Annotated in this window: 16 protein-coding genes; 7 read left to right on the plus strand and 9 right to left on the minus strand. The window is 70.6% G+C overall.

Going from position 1 to position 19,744, the window contains the following annotated elements; genetic code table 11:
- Nucleotides 1-8: 8 nt before the first annotated feature.
- From BIU99_RS20105 to BIU99_RS20110, 5 genes are all read right to left on the minus strand, one after another.
- A complete protein-coding gene (locus BIU99_RS20105) occupies nucleotides 9-1,442 on the minus strand; it encodes a DUF5719 family protein (protein ID WP_071262485.1) in 1,434 nt (477 codons plus the stop codon).
- Nucleotides 1,432-4,800 (minus strand): glycosyltransferase, encoded by a 3,369-nt coding sequence (locus BIU99_RS18475; RefSeq protein ID WP_083397461.1) that lies wholly within the window; start codon nucleotides 4,798-4,800, stop codon nucleotides 1,432-1,434. The genes BIU99_RS20105 and BIU99_RS18475 overlap by 11 nt, the downstream gene beginning before the upstream one ends.
- A 111-nt stretch (nucleotides 4,801-4,911) precedes the next feature.
- Entirely contained in the window at nucleotides 4,912-5,241 is a 330-nt protein-coding gene (locus tag BIU99_RS18480; RefSeq protein WP_079002812.1) for a WhiB family transcriptional regulator, read from the minus strand.
- Between the two features lie 186 nt (nucleotides 5,242-5,427).
- Complete coding sequence (gene galE / locus BIU99_RS18485; protein WP_064295220.1) at nucleotides 5,428-6,390, minus strand: UDP-glucose 4-epimerase GalE; 963 nt, start codon at nucleotides 6,388-6,390, stop codon at nucleotides 5,428-5,430.
- A 54-nt stretch (nucleotides 6,391-6,444) separates the two neighbouring features.
- Nucleotides 6,445-6,588, minus strand: a complete 144-nt coding sequence (locus tag BIU99_RS20110) for a hypothetical protein (protein ID WP_175484440.1) — start codon at nucleotides 6,586-6,588, stop codon at nucleotides 6,445-6,447.
- 93 nt (nucleotides 6,589-6,681) lie between these two features.
- On the opposite strand from BIU99_RS20110, the gene BIU99_RS18490 reads away from it, so the two are divergent.
- On the plus strand, nucleotides 6,682-7,662 hold the full coding sequence (locus tag BIU99_RS18490; protein WP_071262487.1) for a GlxA family transcriptional regulator: 981 nt from the start codon (nucleotides 6,682-6,684) through the stop codon (nucleotides 7,660-7,662).
- A 31-nt stretch (nucleotides 7,663-7,693) separates the two neighbouring features.
- On the opposite strand, the gene manA is transcribed toward BIU99_RS18490, so the two are convergent.
- The gene (manA, locus tag BIU99_RS18495) at nucleotides 7,694-8,893 is read right to left on the minus strand and encodes a mannose-6-phosphate isomerase, class I (RefSeq protein ID WP_071262488.1); all 1,200 of its coding nucleotides are present in this window, start codon (nucleotides 8,891-8,893) and stop codon (nucleotides 7,694-7,696) included.
- 196 nt (nucleotides 8,894-9,089) lie between these two features.
- Between manA and BIU99_RS18500 the strand changes: the two genes are divergently transcribed.
- The 3 genes from BIU99_RS18500 to BIU99_RS18510 are packed head-to-tail and all read left to right on the plus strand — an operon-like array spanning nucleotide 9,090 to nucleotide 13,037.
- The gene (locus BIU99_RS18500; RefSeq protein ID WP_071262489.1) at nucleotides 9,090-10,268 is read left to right on the plus strand and encodes an acyl-CoA dehydrogenase family protein; all 1,179 of its coding nucleotides are present in this window, start codon (nucleotides 9,090-9,092) and stop codon (nucleotides 10,266-10,268) included.
- A gap of 56 nt (nucleotides 10,269-10,324) precedes the next feature.
- Complete coding sequence (locus tag BIU99_RS18505) at nucleotides 10,325-11,752, plus strand: O-antigen ligase (protein WP_083397462.1); 1,428 nt, start codon at nucleotides 10,325-10,327, stop codon at nucleotides 11,750-11,752.
- A gap of 7 nt (nucleotides 11,753-11,759) precedes the next feature.
- Nucleotides 11,760-13,037, plus strand: a complete 1,278-nt coding sequence (locus BIU99_RS18510) for an O-antigen ligase family protein (RefSeq protein WP_071262491.1) — start codon at nucleotides 11,760-11,762, stop codon at nucleotides 13,035-13,037.
- 23 nt (nucleotides 13,038-13,060) lie between these two features.
- On the opposite strand, the gene BIU99_RS18515 is transcribed toward BIU99_RS18510, so the two are convergent.
- Nucleotides 13,061-14,506 (minus strand): sugar transferase, encoded by a 1,446-nt coding sequence (locus BIU99_RS18515; protein ID WP_071262562.1) that lies wholly within the window; start codon nucleotides 14,504-14,506, stop codon nucleotides 13,061-13,063.
- A 185-nt stretch (nucleotides 14,507-14,691) separates the two neighbouring features.
- On the opposite strand from BIU99_RS18515, the gene BIU99_RS18520 reads away from it, so the two are divergent.
- Together BIU99_RS18520 and BIU99_RS19820 are read left to right on the plus strand one after the other, a co-directional pair.
- Entirely contained in the window at nucleotides 14,692-15,612 is a 921-nt protein-coding gene (locus BIU99_RS18520; protein ID WP_071262492.1) for a polysaccharide pyruvyl transferase family protein, read from the plus strand.
- Nucleotides 15,609-16,946: a hypothetical protein gene (locus tag BIU99_RS19820; protein ID WP_071262493.1), complete on the plus strand. Its 1,338-nt coding sequence runs from the start codon at nucleotides 15,609-15,611 to the stop codon at nucleotides 16,944-16,946. The genes BIU99_RS18520 and BIU99_RS19820 overlap by 4 nt, the downstream gene beginning before the upstream one ends.
- On the opposite strand, the gene BIU99_RS19550 is transcribed toward BIU99_RS19820, so the two are convergent.
- A complete protein-coding gene (locus BIU99_RS19550) occupies nucleotides 16,832-17,944 on the minus strand; it encodes a glycosyltransferase family 4 protein (RefSeq protein WP_083397464.1) in 1,113 nt (370 codons plus the stop codon). The two genes, BIU99_RS19820 and BIU99_RS19550, sit on opposite strands and share 115 nt — an antisense overlap.
- Nucleotides 17,944-19,008 (minus strand): glycosyltransferase family 4 protein, encoded by a 1,065-nt coding sequence (locus BIU99_RS18535; protein WP_071262495.1) that lies wholly within the window; start codon nucleotides 19,006-19,008, stop codon nucleotides 17,944-17,946. The genes BIU99_RS19550 and BIU99_RS18535 overlap by 1 nt, the downstream gene beginning before the upstream one ends.
- Nucleotides 19,009-19,132: 124 nt before the next feature.
- On the opposite strand from BIU99_RS18535, the gene BIU99_RS18540 reads away from it, so the two are divergent.
- Complete coding sequence (locus BIU99_RS18540; RefSeq protein WP_071262496.1) at nucleotides 19,133-19,723, plus strand: acyltransferase; 591 nt, start codon at nucleotides 19,133-19,135, stop codon at nucleotides 19,721-19,723.
- The last annotated feature ends 21 nt before the right edge of the window (nucleotides 19,724-19,744 follow it).

The following is a 19,744-nucleotide window of genomic DNA, read 5'->3' on the forward strand; positions in this document are numbered from 1 at the left end:
CGCCGCGGTCACCGCGGGTAGACGCTGATCGGCGCAGCCAGCGGGTTCGGCGGTGTGACCGGCAGTGATGTGAGCCGCCCCGCCGCAGCGAGACTGATCGAGGCGTGGAGGCCGTCGCCCCCGGCGAGGACGTAACTCTGACCCGGGCCGACGCCGAGCGTCACCGCGGCTCCGGCTCCGACCTTCGCCGTGGTCTCCTTGCCGTCAGCCCCCGTCAACGTGAGTTCGGCGTCGGTGCCGGTCGGGTTGAAGACGTGGAGCTTCTGTCCCGGCCCGGTCGGGACGGTGAAGGCCGCGGCGTCGTCGAGTGCGGGTGTCGCTCCGAACCAGGCGAAATCCTCGAGCGTTCCGCCGCGCGAGTTCGTCCTGGCCGCGGCGACCACCGGTCGGGTCGAGGTGACCTCCAGCGAGAACTCACCGGCCGGGAGGTCGGCCAGGGCGATCTCGCCGGGAACGCCCGGCTGGATGGTGGCGTCGATGACGATCGGCTCGTCCTTCGCGTTCTCGCGGGTGGCGGTGATGACGACGTCGGCGGCATCGGATCCCGGCGCGAACAGTCTGAGGGCCGTGGCCCGGTCGTCGACGGACGCGGTGTCGGAGCTCGCCCCTGCGGCCGCCGGGGCGGTGACGACGACGCCCGGGATGACGAGGTCGGTCGAGGGCGACGCGGTCGGCCCCTGGACCTCCACGCCGCCGGGGGTCAGGACGCGGACCGTGCTCTGCTGGAGCGCGGCCACCACCTGACCGCCCTCGCTCGTCACGTGCACGACGGGGGTCGGCTCGTTGGGCGCGAGGCCGGTGAGGGCGATCACGCGCTGCGTGCCGGTGGCGACGACGATCCCGGCGGCACCCGGAGCGTCGATCCGCCCGGCAGCACCGAAGACCTCGAGGGTCACGTTCGCATCGACGGCCGACGGATTGCTCAGCAGGACCAGCGTGGTGCGACCGATGTCACTCGACCCGCCGACGAGCCAGCTCTCGGCCGAGGCCGGCGTGCAGGCGGCGGCCGCCAGACCGGCGACCTCGGCTTCGGCGGCGATCTGCGACTGCGCGCCACTCAGTGGGGTCACCGTCCCGTCGGTCGCGCCGGGGACGGTGATCACCGTGGGTCCGCCGTCCGCCGCGCCGCTCGTGTTGTCGGGTGCGGCCAGCTCACGCGTCGTGGGCGTCACCCCGTTCGCCCCGAAGTCGACACTCGCCGGGCCGAAGGAGCCGGCTGCCGTGGCGGCCGTCGCGTCCTGGGCCAGGGCGAGCAGCGGCCCAGGGCACACGACCGACTGGTCGCCGGCCACCGGGGTGACTCGGATGTCCTGAGGGGCGATCTCGACCGTCGGGAGGGGCAGTTGCCCGGCCGCTGCGATCGTGACCGCGGCGATCCCGATCCCGACGAGGCCGGTGACGATCCGACCGGAGGTGATGGCGACTCCGCGCTTACTGGGCATGCGGCTGCTCCGTTCCCGGGGTGTCCCGGCGGGTGGTGTCGGTATCCGGCGTCGTCTCGGTCGCGTCGCTCGGATCCGCCTCGGACACGACGGCATCGCGCGTGGCGATCGCCGGTTCGTCGGGGACCTGGTCGGCCGTAGTGTTCGAGTCCACGACGGCGTCGGCGGCCGGCGTCGATCCGGTCACGTCGGGGTCCGGGTCGACGGCGTCTTCCACCACCACCCCGGTTCCATCGCGAGCGACGGTGTCATCGGCCGACGCGGCGTCGGGGGTCGACGGAGCGTCATCGACCGACACGGCGTCATCGGTTGCCTCGGCCTGTGCCGACGCGGGAGCGGGTGCCCCGGCGGAGGCCTGACCCCGGCGCCACCAACGCGGCTTGGAGGGCCGGGTCGACGCGTCGGCGGTGTCGGCAGATTCGGATCCCTCCGCCTCGTCGTCGAGATCGGCGGTCGGTTCCTCGTCGTCATAGGCGCCGGTCCCGTCGTCGTCGATCACCGCGACCGTCGCCCCGGACGCGGCCGCCTTGCGAGCGGCACGGCCCTTCAGCTTCGCCGGCTTCCTGGATCCCGCGCGGTACCCGTCGCGGGACGCACCGTTGGGGATGCTCAGGAGCAGGGTGATGAGGAACACGACGCCCAGGCCGACACCGATGAGGGTGCCGAGCACGTTGGACGTGGGGAGCTCGGGGCCGGTGCCGACGTCCGCGACGGTGCGCCAGAGCGTCCCGCTCGTCGTGTCACCGACGGCGACCAGCGCTGCGTTGGCGTCGAGCGCACTCGCCGCGCGGCCGGCGGTCTGACCCGCCACCGTCTGCTCATCGCCGTCTGCGACCGGCGACAGCAGCACGAAGGCGATGCCGTGCTCGACGAGGGTCTCCGTCGGGTCCAGTCCGCTCTGCGACGCGAGGTTACCGGCGAGCTCGGCGACGGCGCGGTCGTCCGAGGACACGCCGGGGGCCGTCTGGGCGATGGTCGACTGGCCGTCGAGCGTCTCCCCCTGGCCACGGATGACGATCGCGGTGATGGTGCCGTCGTCACCGGGTGTGATGACGAGGGTGCCGAGCCGTGGATCGGTCTGCGTCGCGGCCGTCACATAGGCGGGCAGCTGGCGGCCGGAGCTCTCACGGACCACCGAGGTGCCGAGGGGCTGGGCGAGGGCGAGTGGGAGGGCGATCACCGCAGCGGCGAGGACCATGACGAGGGCCGGGACCGCCCGGAACCGTGGGATGCGGTCGAGGCCGAGGGTCGCAGCGCCCACGATTCCGAGCCAGTACAGGCTGATCGCCGCACCGGCCCAGACAGGGACGGCCGTTCCGGCGGCGGAGGCGAGGAGGAGATGCGTGGCGAACACCGCCGACACGAGACCGAGGAACGCCGCGATGAGCAACGGGACGGCCCGTCGGGAGCCCGGGAGGAACAGGGCCAGCAGAGCGACGATCGCGAGCGGCGCGAGCAGCGCGGGCACCACGATGGCGGGAGCAGCACCCGGCAGCCCGAGCGCCGCGCCGAGCTGGCTCCATCCACCCAGGCTGCCGCCGGGGAAGCCGAGGGACAATTGCCAGCCGGACGCCGCGGTCGCAGGTGTCGCGACGCCCGGATCCGCGAGGAGTCCGAGCCAGTTGTTGCGATGGATCCCCTGCTGCCAGATGAGCGGGGCGAACAGCGCGATGGCGGGGATCGGGACGAGTCCCACCCTCGCGACTCCCCGACCGGCGAAGACCATCGCCACGAGCCAGATGACGAGCAACGCCGGGGCGAGGGAGGGCGAGCTCGCGACGATCGCGGCGAACAGGAAGGCGCTCGTGCCGGCTGCTGCCCACGACCGGGACGCGACCGCACCCGCGTAGAACAGCCAGGGCAGCAGGACGTGCACGATGACGGCCGCGGGACGACCGTCGGCGAGCGCAGTCAGGAGCGTCGGGGCGAGCGCCCAGAGCAGCGCCGCCACCGCACGGGGTCCGCTGCGCTCCGTGAGCCGGGTGGCGGCGAACCAGGCGCCGAGCGCGGAGAGCGGCAGCGCGAGCAGGAAGAGCAGGACCAGGGAGAACGAGGGCTGCCAGAAGGTGATGGTCCCGAGCACCGCGAGGACCGCGCTGAACGGGTCGGCTGCGCCGACGAACCCGAGACCGACGTCGCGCCAGCCGAAGCCGATGTGCTGCCAGAGGTCGCCGACCGTCGCCGAGAGCGGGAGAAGCCCTCCGCCGGTGAGGTACGTGGCCCCGAGGAGCGGAGCGAGGATGGCCGCTCCGATGACCGCCGTCGCGAGGACGACCCAGGCGCCTCCGCCGGAGAAGAAGCGGAGGTCGCGTTCCTCGCCGATGAAGCCGATCTGCGTCGCCTCCCGCGCGAGCGCGCGTTTGCGTCGGACCTCGTCGAGTCGCATCCGCAAGCCGGCGATGCTCGACCAGCCCAAGGTCCGGTTCTTCGCGAGCTGGCGCCGGGCGCTCCCGACCTTCGTCCCGGAGAACGCGACGGCGAACGCCGCCGAGAGCTCGCCCAGCACGAGCTCGGGCTGCTTCTTCACGAAGTGGCCGATGACCCGCAGGATGGCGAGGGGCACGAGGCTGAGCCAGTGCACCGGGACCATGATCCCGGGCGCATAGACGAGACGGCGGTGGAGCTGTGCGGCGCGGGCCTGACGGTGGCGGTGGCGACGCGCGCCGAGCCGGTTCGACCAGGAGGGCCCGGCGATGCCTTCGCCCGCGGAGGCGACCCGCGCCGTCGGCACGACCGCGACCAGGTAGCCCGCGAGGCGGGTCCTGATGCAGAAGTCGAGGGCGTCGTCCGCCACGAGGGCCTGGTCGAAGCCGCCCAACTGGTCCCACAGCTGATGGCGGACGAGCATGCCGGCCGGACCGACCGCCATCACGTCGTTCATGGTGTCGTGCTGGGCCTGGTCGAGCTCGTCCTCGACCACCGGGACCGCCGCACCGAGGGTGGTGATCGTCTCGCCGTAGCGACGGAGGAACGACGCGTCGTCCCAGTCGAGGATCTTCGGGCCGGCCACACCGACGGACGGTGAGACCTCGAGGGCGCCCAACAGTGCGGCGAGCGCCGTCGGCTCGGGAGCCGTGTCCTCCGAGAGCAACCAGAGCATCTGCTCGGCGTCCTCAGGCTGATCGGTGACGCGGACGCCGGCGGCCACGGCCTGCGCGAAGCTGAGATCCTCGGTCGAGGTCACGAGCTTCATGCCGGGGACGCGGCCGAGTTCCTCGATCGTCGCCTCACTCGCGCGGGTGGCGACGGCGATGATCCCGTCCGCCGGACGGGTCTGGGCACGGAGGGCGTCGAGCGTGCGTGCGAGCGGCTCTGAGCCGTCGCGCACCACGAGAATCGCCGTTACTCGGGGAGACATCGGATTCAGACTAAGCGGGTGCGGCCGGAAGAGCGGGAACCGAGCGGGCGCGCCCCGAATCGGGGGCGTTCCGGTGAGCCGGGAGCGGCTCGGTCGGCGTTCGAAGGAGCGTCAGACGGCGCGTTTGCGCAGCTTCCGGCGCTCGCGCTCGGAGAGGCCGCCCCAGATGCCGAAGCGCTCATCGTTCGCGAGCGCGTACTCCAGGCACTGCGACTTGACGTCGCAGCTGGTGCAGATCCGCTTCGCGTCGCGCGTGGATCCACCCTTCTCGGGGAAGAACGCCTCGGGGTCGGTCTGCGCGCACAGCGCATCGGTCTGCCAGGAGAGCTGGGTGTCGTCCTCGCCCTCCGCAGCGGGCTGACGGACGCCGGGGACTCCCAGATTGACCGGATCGACGAACCAGTCGTCGGGTACTCCGGCACGATACTCAGGAATCGCCATACCGTCTCCCCACCTACTCGTACCCTGCGCCACGCGGCGCGATACATAATTACACCCTTGTAGTTATGGTCGAGTCAAGTCGCATATCGTAAAGCCTCAATCACGAGGTGAGGGTTCGCGACGCGCCGAGTGTGACCCGAACTGGGTGTCGGGGCCTGTCGGGGCGGATCGTGCGGCCGCGCGACGTCAGTCGGCGGCGCGCCTGGCCCGCCACGCGCTCTCCACCATCTGGCGCAGATCGTGTCGCATCCGCCAGTCGAGGTCGCGCGCTGCGAGCGCGCCGGACGCGACGATCCGTGCGGGATCGCCCGCCCTCCGCGGCATGATCTCGGGGGTGAAGTCGATCCCGGTCACCTCCGCCATCGCGGTCATGATCTCGCCGACGCTCGACCCGTCCCCGCTTCCGAGGTTGTACGCCGCCTCGAGGGGCTCACCCGCATCGAGCCGCTTGGCTGCGGCGACGTGCGCGGCTGCGAGATCCGCGACGTGCAGGTAGTCGCGGACGCAGGTGCCGTCCGGCGTCGGGTAGTCGTCGCCGTTGATGCGGGGGGTGCGTCCGGCGAGGAGCGCGTCGAAGACGAGCGGGAAGAGGTTGTGCGGACTCGTGTCGTAGACCTCGTCCGTCCCGGAGCCGACGACGTTGAAGTACCGCAGCGAGGTGTGGCGCAGCCCGGTGGCGACACCCTGGTCGCGGAGCAGCCACTCACCGATGAGCTTGGACTCGCCGTAGGGCGACTCGGGTGCTTTCGGGGTGTCTTCCGTGACGAGGTCGACGTCCGTGGTCCCGTACACCGCGGCGCTCGACGAGAAGACGATGCGCTCCACCCGGTGCTCCTCCATCGCGGCGAGCAGCATCGCGGTGGCCGTGACGTTCTGGGCGTACGTGTGGAGCGGGCGCTGCACGGAGACACCCGCGTACTTGTACCCGGCGACGTGGACGACACCGCTCAGCTCGAACTCGGAGAAGGTGCGCTCGAGGACCGAGCCGTCGAGCAGGGTTCCGCGGACGAACGGCACACCCGCAGGAACGAAGCGTTCGTGTCCGCTCGACAGGTCGTCGAGGACGACGACGTCGATCCCCTCCGCTTGGAAGGCCCGCACCACATGGGCTCCGATGTATCCGGCTCCGCCCGTCACCAGCCACGCCACGATGCTTCCTCCAGGGAGTCCTCCACCTGCCGTGCTGCAGACGGAGTGACCAGACTACTGGAGGCGCGTGCGTCGTGCGCCGGCACGGCTGGGGACACGGCGATAGCCGTCGGTCAGGACGGCACGGAGGCTCGCGGCGGAAGCGACGACGGCGATGAGGACGGTGAGGATGCCGATGACGAGTGCGATGATGGACATGTCTGAAACTCTAGGAATGGCGAAAAACTGCCACCAGTGGCAGGATGGACGCAAATGAGCACATTCCTGCCAAATCGATCATCCGGAGGTCCCATGCTGTCGAAGGTCGCCCTGCTCGCCATCCCGGGGCTGCAACCGTTCGAGTTCAGCGTCGTCTGCGAGGTCTTCGGCATCGACCGGTCGGACCAGGGCGGTCCCGCCTTCGACCTCCGCATCGTCACGAAGGACCCCGGTCCGGTCCGGATGAACCTGAGCGACGACGGTGCGCGGGGCTTCGACATGATCGTCGACGACGACCTGTCGTTCGCGGCCGAGGCGGACCTCGTGGTGATCACCGGTCGTGGTGGATCGCGTGCCGGAGCGGTCGACGAGGCCTACCTCGACGTCCTCCGAGCGGCTGAGGCACGGGGTGCCTGGGTCCTCAGCGTGTGCAGCGGGTCGTTCGTCCTCGGTCAGGCAGGGCTGCTCGACGGTCGGCGCAGCACGACCCACTGGATGTACACGAGCGAGCAGCAGACGACGTTCCCGGGCACCACCGTCGACCCGGACGTGCTGTTCGTCGAGGACCGCAAGGTCATCACGGGCGCGGGAACCGCTGCCGGCATCGACGCGTGTCTGCACCTGGTACGACAGGAGTACGGCGCGGCGAGCGCGAACGTCATCGCCCGCCGGATGGTCGTCCCGCCACAGCGTGACGGCGGTCAGGCGCAATACGTCCTCTCCCCCGTCGCGGCGCAGCAGTGCGAGTCGCTCGCACCGGTCGTCGACTGGATGCTCGACCACCTCGCCGAGGACCTGCCCATCGGGCGCCTCGCGCGGCAGGCGCACATGTCCGAGCGGACCTTCGCACGCCGCTTCCGCTCGGAGCTCGGCAGCACGCCGGCCGCCTGGCTGAACCGGCAACGCCTGTTCCGAGCCCAGGAGATGCTCGAACGGACCGACCACGGTGTCGAGCGGATCGCGGCGGACACCGGGTTCGGCACCGCAGCCGTCCTCCGTCACCACTTCGACCGCGTCCTCGGCACCACGCCTGCCGCCTACCGGCGGAGTTTCGGGGTGCGGGAGAGCGCCTGAGCTGGATGGACCGGGCCACCCGGCCGGGCGGTCAGTCCTGGGTCGTCGCCAGGAACAGGGTCCCGGTCCCGGAGAAGCGCAGCTCCGCCTCGTCGGGCGTGATGAAGGCGTAGCCACCTCGACCGAGCTCGATGGACGAGGTGGCTCCGGTGATCCGCACCGAACCGTCGACCACGATCGCGATCCCGGGGCCGGGGAGCCGGAACGACGACTCCTGCTCGGACGGCTCATCGGACAGGTCCACCCGCAGCAGCTCGAAGTCCGGCACGTCGGGGACGAAGAGGCTGAGCCCCCCGCCCAGGTCCGTCGGGGTGAGCCACGGCACCGGCCGCGGCTCGAACTCCAGGACCTCGAGCAGCTCGGGCACGTCGACGTGCTTCGGGGTGAGCCCGCCGCGCAGGACGTTGTCACTCGCGGCCATGAGCTCGACGCCGATGCCGCGGAGATAGGCGTGGATGTTCCCGGCTGGGAGGTACAGCGCTTCGCCGGCTCGCAACGTGACGAGATTGAGGAGGAGTGCGACCGCGATGCCGGGATCGCCCGGATACTCCTGGGCGAGCCGTCCGACCAGGGTCCGCTCGGCGTCGAATGCACCCGAACCGGGAGCAGCGGCGGACGCGACGAGGGCGTCGAGCAGCCCGCCGGGGAGCTGCTCGAGCAGGGTTCGCACAGTGTCGCGGAGCCCGTCGGGGGCGGCCAGCATCCCGCGGAGCATGGTGATGCGCGCCGCAGCAGCCGGATCGGGCGCCGAGGCCACCAGCTCGGCGAGCAGCGCATCGGTCGCATCGAGCTCGCGGAACCCGCAGAGCGCCTCGAAGCCGTCCCGAAGGGCGACGATGAGTTCCGGCTTGTGGAGCGCGTCCTTGTAGTTGCGGTGCGGAGCGTCGAGCGGCACCCCTCGCGCGTTTTCGGCGGCGAAGCCCGCGGCGGCGCGGTGCAGGTCGGGGTGGGCCTGCAGCGAGAGCGGATGGGCCGCTGCGAGGATCTTGAGGAGGAACGGCAGCGAGCCGTGCCCGCCGAGCGCGGAGGGATCGGCGTCGAGCCAGCGCTCGAGGTCGGCGTGTCCCCCCACCGTCGACGGATCCGCGATCGGCGTCGGCGCCCCGGGGTGTGCGCCGAGCCAGAGTTCCGCCTCCGGAAGTCCTGAGCGCTCGGACCCGAGCACCTCCGCGATCGCCGTCGACGACCCCCACGCGTAGTCACGAGGAGTGGCACGGAGCGGCACGAACATGGTGGGGCCCTTTCGACGGACGAGGGTGACGCGCCAGCCGGACCCTGGGGCCGCTTGGCGTCGTCCTACAAGCCGTGCGACGCGGTCGCCCGGCACCGTGCACCAAACTACCAAGCCGTTGTCCGCGCCGAGCGCACCTGCCTAGGCTGGCCGGGACGCCGATCCGGCGCCAGCGGACGCAATGGAGCAACGGACCATGATCTTCGAACCCCTCGCCAGCGACTTCTACGGCTTCGAGAGCCTTCTGACGGCTCCCGAGCAGGAGGCCATCGCCCGCCTTCGAGCCTGGGCCGAGACCGAGGCGAAGCCGATCGTGAACGAGTACTGGGAGCGAGCCGAGTTCCCGAAGCACCTCATCACCCCGCTCCTCGAGCTCGACGTCGCCCGATGGGCCTGGCCGGAGACGACGCCGTTCGAGAACAGCGCCGTGTTCCGCGGCCTCGCCTCGATGGAGCTCTCCCGGATCGACGCGTCGATCTCCACCTTCGTCGGGGTGCAGGACGGTCTCACCATGGGCTCGATCAGCGAGTGCGGCTCCCAGGAGCAGCAGGACGAATGGCTGCCGAAGCTCGCCTCCGGCGAGGTCCTCGGTGCCTTCGGTCTCACCGAACCGCAATCGGGGTCGGACAGCGCACAGGGGCTTCGCACCACGGCGACCAGGGACGGCGACGACTGGATCCTGTCCGGCTCGAAACGGTGGATCGGCAATGCGACCTTCAGCGACATCACGATCATCTGGGCGAAGGACACGGCAGACGGTCAGGTGAAGGGCTTCATCGTGCCGACCGACTCCCCCGGCTACTCCGCGACCAAGATCGAGGGCAAGATCAGCCTGCGCATGGTGCAGAACGCCGACATCACCCTCGACAACGTCCGGGTCCCCGAGCGCCTCCGGCTGCAGCGCGCGAACTCCTTCCGCGACACGGCGAAGGTACTGCGACTCACGCGCGCCGGCGTCGCCTGGTCGAGTGTCGGCGTCGCTGTCGGCGCGTACGAGGCGGCGGTCGCCTACGCCAAGGAGCGCGTGCAGTTCGGCAAGCCGATCGCGGGCCACCAGCTGATCCAGGACCTCCTCTCGAAGTGCCTCGGGAACATCACGGCATCGATGGCGATGTGCGTCCGGGTCTCGCAGATGCTCGACGAGGGCACCCAGCGCGACGAGCACTCCGCGCTCGCCAAGGCGTTCTGCACCGCGCGGATGCGCGAGACGGTCGCGTGGGCACGGGAGATCATGGGCGGGAACGGCATCGTGCTGGACTACCACGCCGCCCGGTTCTTCGCGGATGCCGAAGCCCTCTACAGCTATGAGGGCACGCGGGAGATGAACGCGCTCATCGTCGGGCGGGCCATCACCGGCACTGCGGCGTTCGTCTGACCACCGCGCTGGACCAGGGCCTCGGCGGCGGCCGCAGCCGCTACCCTGGGGGCACGATGCTGTCCACCGAACCCGCCCCGCCCCGCCCGCCGGCAGCGCTGACGACACGCGCACTCGTCATCAGGCACGTCGCGGTGTTCGCGACGTTCGCGGTGCTCGCCGGGACGTTCTGGACGAACCTCTTCACCATCTGGGGCTACACGGCGGTGGCACTCGTCTCAGGTGGTGCCGCCCTCGCGTGCCTGATGGTCGTCCGCCCGACCTGGCGGCGCACCCGGGTGCCGTGGTCACTCGTCGGCTACGGGGTGCTGTCGGTCGTCTCGCTCGCCTGGTCCGCCTACCCCAGCGGCACGGCCGCGACCCTGCTCGGTGCGGCGCTGTGCACCATCCTCGGCGTGACCCTCGCCGGCTGTTTCTCCTGGCCCGAGGTCATCCGCGTCCTCGGCCGTGCCGTGACGTGGGTGCTGTCACTCTCCCTCCTCTTTGAGTTCGTCGTCGCGGCGATCATCCGGCACCCGGTGCTCCCGAACTTCTACGCCGGGGACTTGGCGGACCCGCCCCTGCTCGACTATTGGTCGAGGGACCTCCTGTTCTCCGGAGGACGTGTCCAGGGCATCTCGGGGAACGCCAACCTCCTCGCCGTGGTGGCGCTGCTCGGGATCATCGTCTTCGGGCTCCGGCTGGCGGCGCGCCGCGACGAGCCCGGCGCAGCCGGGCTGGCCGGCCCGGAACGTCGCTGGACCCTGCTCATCCGTCTCGGTCTCTCCGTCGTGATGTTCCTCCTGAGCTTCTCGACCACCATCCTGCTCGCTGCCGTGGTGACGGCGGTGGTCCTCGCCGCTGCACTGGCGATCCGTCGGGCACCTCGCCCGGAGGCGAGGACGCCGGTGTACCTCGGCTTCCTCGGCATCGGGGTCGTCGGTGCGATGGGAGCGGTCGTCTTCCGGACGCAACTCCTCGGCCTGCTCGGGAAGAGCCCGGACCTCACCGGTCGACTCGACATCTGGGCGACCGTGTGGCGCCTCATCGAACAACGGCCGGTCTTCGGATGGGGCTTCTCGAGTCCGTGGGCACCGTGGGAGCCGCTCTTCACCGACCTGGTCATCCGACGCGGCGTCCGACAGCTCCAGGCGCACAACGCCTGGCTCGACGTCTGGTTCCAACTCGGCGTCGTCGGCCTGGTGCTCTTCGCCGCGGTCGTCCTGTCCATGTTGACCCGCACCTGGTTCCTGGCCGTCGACCGTCCGCGCGTCGACCTCGACGCACAGCGGCCGTACACGGCCCTGTCGCTCGCCCCCGTCCTCATCGCGGTCTCCCTCGTCGTGCAATCGGTCGCGGAGAGTCGGCTGCTCATCGAATCCGGATGGGTCCTCCTCGTGCTCCTCGTGGTGAAGACCAAGCAGGAACCCGCCTGGCCTGTTCCCACCGTCGCAGCCTCGTCCGACCTCGCACCCGCGCACCGCCGCGACGTCGTCGGCGGATGAGCCCGGCGTGAGACCGGCGGACTTCGACGCGTTCTCCGTCGCCGCGCGCGTCCTGTCGTCGGCGCCGCTGGCCGCCGCGTTCGCCACCATCGCCGTCGCGACCGCCTTCGGCGAGCACCTCATCACGAGCCTGATCGGTGCCGCCGGGTTCAGCGCGATGCTCGTCGGCCTCGCGACGATCGGCACGGGCATCCTCCTCGCACGCCTCCCCATCATCGAGTGGCGTGGCCTCCTGCCGATCTCGGTCCTGCTGTTCCTCGCCTGGAGCGCGGTGTCGGTGGTGTGGAGCGCCACGCCGCTCGCGACCCTACCCGCCATCGGCGGGCAGCTCGCGTGGGCCTTCATCGCCATCGTGATCGCGCTCACCCGCGACACCATTCAGATCGTCAGGGCGACGGGCACCGCCTTCCGCGCACTCCTCGGCACCTCCCTGGCGCTGGAGGTCGTGAGCGGCGTGCTCATCGACACCCCGCTGCCGTTCCTCGGGATCAGCGGGAACCTCGCCTTCGGCGGCCCGTTGGAGGGGGTCTTCGGAACCCGGAGCGCCCTCGGCATCGCGGCCCTGCTCGGTCTCGTCACCTTCGTCGTCGAATGGCGGACCCGCTCCGTGCGGCACGGGGTGACGATCGGGTCCATCGCCCTCGCCGCCGGGCTCATCCTCGGCACGCGCTCGCCGAGCATCGCGCTCCTCGCCGCGGCCCTCGGCATCGCGACCGCCGTGCTCTACGTCTTCCGGCAACTCCGACCGGAACCGCGCCGCACCTGGCAGTTCGTCCTCCTCGCCGTCCTCGCGCTCGTCGGCCTCATCGGGTACCTGTTCCGATCCGAGGTGTTCCGCGCCCTCGGTCTCGGGCTCGAAATCGAGCAGCGCTACGCACTCTGGCAGGAGACCCTGCGACGCCTGGCCCCGAGCGAGCTCAACGGCTGGGGATGGACGGGCGGCTGGGTCTCCGATGCGGTCCCGTACCGGTTCATCGACGCGAGCCTCGGCCGCACGAACGACTCGGCGCTGAACGCCTACCTGGACGTGTACCTGCAGCTCGGACTGATCGGGCTCGCCCTGTTCCTCCTCCTCGGCGGTCTGGCGCTCGTGCGGACCTGGCTCATCGCGACCAACCGGCGCAGCGTCGTGCACGTCTGGGCTGCCCTCATCGTCGTGACCCTGCTCGCATCGGGCGCCGCTGAGAGCAGCCTGCTGCTGAGCGGCGGCTGGCTGCTCCTCGTCGTCTGCGCGGTCATCGGTGCCGGCGGACTGAGCTGGCGGCACAAGCTTCCGGAACGCTGAACCCGGCCCCGAGCGGCGCCGGATCACCGTGCATCTGTTCCCGGGGCGACGACCGCTCGCACCGTCTGCGCGAGGATCTTCAGGTCGATCGCGGCCGACCGGTTCTCCACGTAGTACAGGTCGAGGTCGACCGAGTCGTCCCAGGAGAGGTTGGACCGCCCGCTGACCTGCCACAGTCCGCTCATGCCCGGCTTGACCAGGAGGCGTCGCCGGGCGAGCAGGTCGTAGCGTTCGACCTCCCACCCCCGGTGCGGCCGCGGACCGACGAGGCTCATCGAACCCCCCAGGACGTTCAACAACTGCGGGAGCTCGTCGAGCGAGTACTTCCGGAGGATCCGTCCGATCGGGGTCACGAGCGGATTGTCCGGAGCCTTCGTCAGCAGTTCGCCCGCATGCTGCTGCACCGCGAGGGCTGCTCCGGTGTCGGCGTTGGCGGCCATCGAGCGGAACTTCAGGATCTGGAAGGGGCGGCCACGCAGGCCGACGCGCTCCTGCCGGTACAGCACGGTCCCCCGACTCGTCGTCTTCACAGCGAGCGCGACCGCGAGCATGACCGGGGCGAGCAGCAGGAGCAGCGTCGCGGAACCGATGACGTCGAACGCCCGCTTCGCCGCCGCCTCCAGCCGGGACAGCTCCACGTGGTCGACATGGATGAGCGGGATGCCGGCCACCGCCTGGAGGTACAGGCGGGTCGAGGCCACCCCCGTGAGCGTCGGCGCGATGATGAACTTCACCCCGCGCTCACTGAGGTCCCAACCCAGGCGACGGAGCTCGGCGGGGGTGAGTTCGACGGGGCCGACGAGGATCACCGTGTCCGCTTCGACCTCCTCGGCGGCATCGACGATCGAGGGCCGCCCGGTGAGGACGGGGGCACCCACGATGCGGTCATCGTCGACGATGCCCGGGGTCGCGACGCCCACCACCCGATGCCCTGCCCAGTCGCCCCGGCGCATGCGCTCGGCGACATGCACCGCCTGGTCGCGGTCCCCCACGAGCAGCGTGCGGTAGACGAGTGCGCTTCCGCGTCGCCGCGCACGGAGGTGTCGACGGGCGCCCCATCGGACCGCCAGGAGGAGGGCGACCCCGAGCGGCATGGCGGTGAGCAGGAACCCGCGTCCGATCTCGAGCTTGAGGAGATAGGACGCCATCGCCACCGTGCCGAAGACCGTCGTCGTCACCACCACGACCCGTCGATAGGGCGTCCAACCGTCCGCAAGGACCCGCGGCTGGCGCGATCGGGCCGCTGCCAGGGGCGACCACCACGCGACGGCGAGCGCGAGGGTGACCGCCGGGTAGCCGAGGTCTCGGCGTCCGAACGGCCCCACGACCTCCACGGTCCCGCGCCAGTACGCGTCCCACCACAGGAGTTGGGTCACGGTGAGCGCCAGGGTGACGGCCAGGAGGTCGAGGACGAGGACCATGCGCGAGCACCGTCGCTCCCAGCAGCGGCGGGCTTCGACGAAGGGCATGACGGTGGCCTCCCTGGGGATGTTCTGGTGTGCATCGGATCGAGCCTCGGCGCGCACGAGGCGCGGTGGGCGAGGTCGATCGCCGAGGTGCGAGACGACACGGCGACAATCGAGCATAATGTATTCGACCAACTGAAGTATCCGATTCCAGCGCAACGCTCGGTGTCGATCCGGACGGAGCACCCATGCCCTACCTCGAGACCATGCGACGGCGCGCCGAGACCTCCTTCGTCGAGCTGCATCGCGGCGTCACCGAACTCCACTACACCCAGTTCCCCGATCACCGGAACTCGGGCGATTCAGCCATCTCCCTCGGACAGGCCAGGTTCTGGCGCGCACACGGCATCGACGTGCGCACGACCTCGAGCGCGGGCAGCATGCCCGAGCGGGTCCGGGACGCGTCGATCCCGGTCCTCATCCAGGGCGGCGGCAACCTCGGAGGCCTCTACCCGGTGCTGAGCGAGGCTCGCTACGAACTCGCGGAGCGCCTCCCAGCCGACACCTTGCTCATCCAGGCACCGCAGTCGGTCGTCTTCCCCACGGATGCGGACCGCCGGGCGTTCTCCCGACGGTTCGCCGCCCGGCTCAACCTGCGGGTCGCCGTCCGCGACCAGACCTCCTACGACCTCCTCCGCGACGAGGTCGAGGACCTCAGCCTCTCGCCGGACGCGGTGCACCTCCTCGGCCCGATCAGCGCCCCCGAACCGACCCAGCGGCGCATCGTCATCGCCCGGACGGACGGCGAGAGCGCGGGTGGGCTCGTGGGCTCCGAGAGCGCCGACTGGCCGGCCGACCCCCTGGACCTCCGGGCGCACGAGTGGCTCGGCTGGCGGGCGGCGAAGCACCCGGTGTTGAAACCGCTCATGGAGCGCGATCATGCCGCGTGGATGCGGCGAGCCGAACGTCGATTCGACGCCGCCGTGCGGCTGATCGCCCGCGGCGAGGAGGTCGTCACCGATCGCCTCCACGCCATGCTCATCGGGCTGCAGATGGGCCGCCGGGTCGTCGCGCTCGACAACAACAACGGCAAGCTGTCCAACTATGCGGAGACCTGGTTCGGCGACCTCCAGCCGAGGTTGCGCTTCGAGCACACGATCCGTCCGTGACCTCCGGGCAGCCTTTCGCGCACCTGACGCGTCGGGACGCGGCCAGGGCCCGCGCGGAGGCCGGCGCCCACCGTGCCGCGTGCCGCCGGCAACTCACACGACGGACGCCCGGTATCGGCGGGCGGGAACACGACCGCCCGCTCGTCGGCGGTTCGCTCCTCCTGATCGCCTCGCTCCTCGCGCTCGCCTGGGTGGCAGCCGAGCAACCAGGACTGCCCGGGCACTTCGCGAACGACGAGGGCACGATCATCAGCGTGAATCGGGGGACGTTCACCGAGGCCGACTCGTCGTTCCAGCTCATCGCCGCGGTCTACCGCCGGATGGGTCTGGCCGAGCTGCCGACACTCGCCGCCCTCGTCGGTGTCGCGAGCTACCTGCTCGTCCTGACGGTGGCGATCTCCCGCACCCCGACGACGACGGTCGAGTGGGTGGACTGGGCCATCATCATCAGTTGCGTCGCGCTCGCCGCCATCTACCACGGCGCGTACACGAAGGACCTGCTGACCGTGTGCGCGGTACTCGCGCTCATCGCCCACCGTGGACGAGGCCTGTCGGCCGAGCTGATGCCGGTGGCTGCGATGCTGCTCTACGCCCAGGGGTTCCGCACGTACTGGTTCCTCGTGGCCGGCCTCTACCTGACGCTCCGTCTCGCCCTGCGGGCGCGGCGCAGCTGGACAGCCACGCTGGCGGTCATCCTCGTGCTGTACGCCGGGCTCTCCGTCGTCTTCCCACTGGTCGTCGGCGTCGACCTCGACCACTACCGTCTCACGGTGAACGAGCACCGAAGCGCGGAATCGGTCAACACCCTGATCGTGCAGTTCTTCCCCGGTGCCGGCCCCGTGTCCGGGTTCGTCAACAGTGCCCTCACCTTCGCCTCGTTCATCATCCCGATCCCGCTGATGCTCCGCGGCGGGGCGATCTACCTCATCGTGGCGCTCGTCCTCCTCGCCGTCTGGGGATCGCTCATCACCTCGATCCGGTCGGCGAGGCTCCGAGCACCCCGCGGCGCTCCGATCCTCACAGCGTTCCAGAACCGCTTGTTCGCGGCGATCCTCGCCTTCCTGATCGTGCAGTCGATCTTCGAGCCGGACTACGGCTCGTTCCTCCGGCATCTCACGCCGATGCTGATCGTCGCGGTGTGCCTCCTCCTGTCTCTGCGCCCCGGAGCGACGGCACCCCCGGTCCCGCGGAGGCCGATCTCCGCTGCGTCCCGCGCGCATCAGCGACGTACGGACACGACGGATGCTGCGGCGACGCGCACGTCCGCTGCGACGCGCGCCCACGAGAACGGACCCGCTGCAGCAAGCACACCCGCCGCGGAGAGCGTCTGGTAGCGACCGGCGTCGGCAAGGATCTCCTCCAGCGCGTCGGCGAGCGCCGTCGACGTCACCGCCGTGGCCACGATGCCCGATCCTGACGCGATCGCCTGCTCGGCGAGTCCGCCGACCGGCGTCACGACGGACGGCACCCCGAGCGCCATCGCGTAGGCGAGCACGCCGGACTGACTGGCCTCGGTGTACGGCAACAGGGCGATGTCGAACCCGCAGATCACCTGTGCGATCTCCTCCTGACCGACCCAGCGGTTCTCGAGCTCGTCGTCCTCGTGTCGGAGGAGGTCGAGAGCGTCGTCGGTCCCGGACCCGACGACCCGCAATCGGACCCGGATCCCGCGACGTCGCAGTTCGGTGATCGCCTCCACCCCGAGACCGAGCCCCTTGTACGCAGACAGCCGACCGAAGCATCCGACGACCGGAACACCCTCCCGGTACGTCGACCGGACCACGGCACGGCCCGCTTCGACACGGTACGCGGCGTGGACGGTCTCGTGGACGCGGTCCGCGCGGAACTCACCACGGGACGTGAGTGCATCGGCGACCGGCGCGGAGAACACGATTGCTCCGTCCGCCGACCGACGCTCGGCGCGACGCAGGAGGTGTTCAAGCTGCGAGAAGTCCCCGGGGTGCATCGTCGCGTCATGGACGCAGAGCAGGCTCCGACGACCGCCGAAGCGGAACACGGGCGCGACCACTCCCTGCCAGAGCTGCTCCATGGCGATGACGACGACGTCGATGCGATGCCGCCGGAGGAACCGGTCGAGCCGGAACGCCGCCCAGAGCAGACGCGGGAGACCGAGCACCGCGCCGCGCTTGTCGCGATACGTGCGGATCGGGAAGTGCGGCACACCGAGTGCCACGAACCGGTCGGCCACCTCGGCGTCGAGGGAATAGGACACGACGACATCGCAGCCGTCCTCCTGAAGCGCCTGAGCCAGTTCCTGGGCGAAGAGCGGGCCCGCACCGGTGCGGCCCCACTGCACCACGGCGACCCGCATCAGGCCACCTGCGGTACCCGGTAGGCCTCGGCGAGCGCCGTCCGCTGATGGGCGGGCGTGTGGCCCCGAAGGCGATCCGACCAGCGGGCGACGTTCGTGTCGGCCCACGCGGCGAAGGCCCGGGGTCCGGCCAGCCTGCTGGCGATGAGCGCCTCGAGACCACCGTCGAGCGTGAGGACCTCCGGGAGCGTCCCGAATGCGGCGATCGGGCGGACGAGCGTCGGGACACCAGCCTGCACCGCCTCCAGGACGGCGAGCGGGAACCCCTCCCAGGCGGCGGTATGGAGGTAGACGTCGCTCTGCGCGAGCCGCCTGCCCACCTCGGCGTGCGGAATCCACCCGGTGACGTGTACACCGGAGGCCTCCAACCGGGTGACGTCGTCGTCCGCGCCACCACCCATCCAGACCGGGACCACCTCGATCCCTCGCGCACGGATCGACGCCGCGGCGTCGGCGAACCGCATCGGGTCCTTCTGCGGAGCGATCCGCCCGAGGCTCGCGACCAGCAGCGGCCGGTGCCGCTCCAGGCCGTCTCGGCGGGCATCGCACAGCGGAACCGCGACCACGTTCGGCACGTGGACGACGCGCGGTCGGAGGGGCCCGCGCCGTTCCGCAGCTGCGGCCTCGCCCTCGGAACAGGCGGCGATGGTCTCGACGTTGAACGAGAGCAGCCACTCCACGGCCCGGAAGGTACCGCGGCTCCAGACCGAGAGGTCGGCGCGCTCGAACGCGTAGCAGTGCGGGGTGTAGACGATGCGGGTCCGCGGCGAACTGCGCAGGGCCACGCGGGCGTACGCGCCGGCGAAGCTCGAGTGGGCGTGCACGATGTCGGCCGCGGTCCGACGGCGCACACGGCGGATCGCTCGCACGGCAGCGAGCGGTCGCCGTCCGAGGGCGGTCACGGACGCGAAGCAGTCGGACAGCGTGTCGTCGACGGGGGCACCGTCCGGGATCTGCGCGAGCAGGTGGTGTTCGACACCCGGCGGTGAATTCCGCACGTACGCCTCGATCGCCACGGGGATGCCACCCGCATAACAGTCGGTGACGTGGAGCACGGTCGTCATGGCACGCCTTCACGGACTCGGTTGTCGGAACGTCTCGCTCTGTCATGAGAAATATCACCGAAGAGCATCTGTAATATACTGGTCGACCCAGTGAACTCCAAACTCCGCCGATTCGAAGGACCCCGTGCCGAAAGCACTGCGCCGAACCCTCCTGCATCTCCGCAAACTGTCCGTGAACGCCTCGGGCCTCATCCGTGCCGGCATTCTGCTGTGGATCCGCGCCGGTGTGAGTCCGCGCCTCGCGATCTTCGAAGGGCGCGCGCCCGTCCTCGTGATCCCCGGAACCTTTCGTGCGGGCGTGCGCCTCAAGCTCCGCTCGACCACGCAGCGCTCGTCGATATCCACCGGCCCAGGCGGCTCGCTCGTCCTCGGAGACCGGGTCTTCATCAACCAGGGGTCGTGCATCCACGCCGAGCAGTCGATCGTGATCGGCGACCGCGTCTCGATCGGAGACGGTGCGCGGATCTACGACACGAACTTCCATCCGGTGCGGCCCGGGCAGCCCGTCAAGGTCGAGCCGGTGGTCATCGAGGACGACGTCTGGCTGGCCGCCGGGGTCACCGTATTGGCGGGCGTGACGATCGGACGGGGGTCCGTGATCGGGACCGGAGCCATCGTCACTCGGTCCGTCGCTCCAGGGTCCCTCGTCGTCGGTCCCGCCGCATCGACCGTCGAACGGTTCCCGATCCCGTCAGCATTCCGACGGACCCCGTGACACCCGACGGACTTCGCCCCT

It is taken from the genome of Plantibacter sp. MMLR14_011 (genome assembly GCF_001865025.1).
Lineage (GTDB): Bacteria > Actinomycetota > Actinomycetes > Actinomycetales > Microbacteriaceae > Plantibacter > Plantibacter flavus_A.